Below are 2335 nucleotides of genomic sequence, written 5' to 3'. Positions count from 1 at the left end.
GTCTCGGAACGGACGGCCGCGGCGCGCGCCCCCGCCCCCGCGGGCCGCCCCCCGACGGCCGCCCCCCGGGCGCCCCGGGCGGGCCGCGGGGGCGGCCCGGGCCGGTGCGCTGGCGGCCGGCTGGTGGCTGGCCGCCGGGACGGCCGCCAGCTGGCTGGTGTACGACCGCTCGGAGCTGAACGGCTTCGGCTGGCTGGACGCCCTGCTGCCGGACGGGCCCGGCGACCACCTGGTGGTCTCGGCCGGGCTGGACGAGGCGAGCGGGCCGATCGCCGCCCGCTGGCCCGCGGCCGCCCAGCTGGTCGCCGACCTGTACGACCCGGCCCTGATGACCGAGGGGTCGATCCGGCGGGCCCGCCGCCGGGTGCCCCCGGCGCCGGGCACCGTGCCGGCCCGGCCCGGCGGGCTGCCGGCCGGGACGGCGTCGCAGGACACCGTGTTCGCGGTGTTCGCCGCGCACGAGCTGCGCCGGGCCGCCGACCGGGAGGCGCTGTTCCGCGAGGTCGCCCGGGCACTGCGCCCGGGCGGCACGCTCGTCCTGGTGGAGCACCTGCGGGACGCCGCCAACACCGCGGTGTACGGCCCGGGGGCATGGCACTTCCGGAGCCGGGCGGAGTGGCTGCGGGTGGCCGGGCTCGCCGGGCTGCGACCCGCGGCCGAGCGGCGGATCGCCGGCCTGGTCGGCGTGTTCGCCTTCCGCGGGGCCGTGCGGTGAGCGGGCTGTTCACGCTGGCGGGCCAGCTGCGGCTGGTCGGCGCGGTCCTGGTCGGCATGGGCCTGTTCCACGCCGTGCTCCCCCGGCTGATCGGCTGGCCGGCCGACCTGGCCGGTACCGCCCTGCTCACCCGTCAGGTCGCCCGGGTGCACCTGTTCTTCGTCGCGCTGACCTGTGTGCTGCTCGGCGCGCTGCCGCTGCTGATGGCGCCCGACCTGCTCGCCGGCACCCCGCTGGGGCGGGCGGTGCTGGCCGGCCAGACGCTGTTCTGGGGCATCCGCTGGCTGTTCGAGTTCGCGGTGTTCTCGCCGAGGATCTGGCGCGGCGACCGCTTCCGGACGGCCGGGCACATCGCGCTCTCCGTGCTGTGGACCTGGGTGACGGCGGTGTTCTCGCTGGCGCTCGCGCAGGCCTGGGCCGCCCGGTGACCGGGCCGGGCGCCGGCCACCGGTCACCGGTCGGTCGGGGCGGTCAGCCGTCCAGCGGGACGGGCTCGGAGCGGGTGGTCCGGTCGGTCACCGAGACCACGCCGTCCACCGAGCGGCACAGCCGCAGGACGGGCAGGACGAGCTCCGGGTCGCCGATGGTGCCGCTGAGCACCACCCGCCCCTGGTCGACCTCCACGCCGACCGCGGACGGGCTCACGCCGGCGACGCGGCCGAGCTCCTCGACGATCTCGCGGTGGATCACCCGGTCCTCGCGCAGGAAGACCCGCAGCAGATCGCCGCGGCTCACCATGCCGGCGAGCCGCCCGTCGGCGTCCACCACCGGGAGCCGCTTCACCCGGTGACGGGTCATCAGCCGGGCCGCGGCCACGATGCTCGCGTCCGGCGTGGTGGACACCACCGGGCCGCTCATCAGCTCGCCCGCGGTGACCGCCGACGGCCCCTCGGCCGCGCCCGCCGCGGCCGCGCCGGACGGCGGGCCGGCCCCCGGCCCGTCGTCCTCCTGGGCGGCCAGCGTGCGCAGCAGGTCGGCCTCGGAGACGATCCCGACCGGGCGGCCCGCCGCGTCCACCACCGGAACCGCGGTGATCTCGAACTCGGCCAGCAGGGCGACGATCTCGCGGAAACCCGTCTCCGGGGCGACCCGGACGACGTGCTCGGTCATCACCGTCCCCACCGTTCGGTGGCTCATCGGTGCGCTCCCTCCTCGGCCGTCAGGATGTCCGCCACCGCCCGCCGCGGTGTGGCGGGCCCGGGCGGCCCGTAGCCGAGCCGCAGCAGCAGGTGGACGCAGCTCGGGCCGCCCGCGGTGTCGCGCAGGCCCAGCCGGGTGTCCGGCCACTCGACGGCCTGGTGCAGCACGGTGGCCCGGACACCGCGGAGCGTGGCGAGCAGCCAGACCCGTTCCAGCGCCTGGCCGGCCCGCAGCCAGTCCGCCGGATGGTCGGTGGCCGTCGCGAGGGTGCACATCTGCGGCGCGGCCTCGAAGACCCGGCTGTGCGGCGCGGCCGCCGGCGGGTGGCCGGTGTAGGCGCGCATCGGCATCCGCGCCTCGTGGTCCTGCGGGCCGAGCGCGTAGGACCGGATGCCGTCGGCGGCCGGGCGCGCGGGGCGCCGCCCCGCGCGGGGGGGGGTAGTCCCGGGGGGGGGGGCCGCGGGCACCCCCCCGTGGCAT

The 2335-nt window shown here is 78.7% G+C and carries 3 protein-coding genes and 1 pseudogene; 2 read left to right on the top strand and 2 right to left on the bottom strand.

Annotation, left to right across the window (positions count from 1 at the left end; all coding sequences use genetic code 11):
* Both ACFV0G_RS38420 and ACFV0G_RS38415 read left to right on the top strand, forming a co-directional pair.
* Window positions 1–715, top strand: a 715-nt coding sequence (locus tag ACFV0G_RS38420) for a class I SAM-dependent methyltransferase (RefSeq protein ID WP_380558235.1), incomplete at its 5' end; no start/stop codon positions are given.
* Window positions 712–1143, top strand: coding sequence for a hypothetical protein (locus tag ACFV0G_RS38415; protein WP_380558232.1), 432 nt, complete (start codon window positions 712–714; stop codon window positions 1141–1143). The genes ACFV0G_RS38420 and ACFV0G_RS38415, both read left to right, overlap by 4 nt.
* Window positions 1144–1186: 43 nt before the next feature.
* Here ACFV0G_RS38415 and ACFV0G_RS38410 read toward each other — a convergent pair whose 3' ends face one another.
* Both ACFV0G_RS38410 and ACFV0G_RS38405 read right to left on the bottom strand, forming a co-directional pair.
* Window positions 1187–1852: a CBS domain-containing protein gene (locus tag ACFV0G_RS38410; protein ID WP_380558229.1), complete on the bottom strand. Its 666-nt coding sequence runs from the start codon at window positions 1850–1852 to the stop codon at window positions 1187–1189.
* A pseudogene (locus ACFV0G_RS38405) lies at window positions 1849–2335 on the bottom strand (hypothetical protein); the annotation flags it as partial. The pseudogene ACFV0G_RS38405 and the gene ACFV0G_RS38410, both read right to left, overlap by 4 nt.

This window comes from Kitasatospora sp. NPDC059571 (assembly GCF_042735675.1).
Taxonomy (GTDB): domain Bacteria; phylum Actinomycetota; class Actinomycetes; order Streptomycetales; family Streptomycetaceae; genus Kitasatospora.
This window is presented reverse-complemented; position numbering and strand designations above follow the sequence as displayed.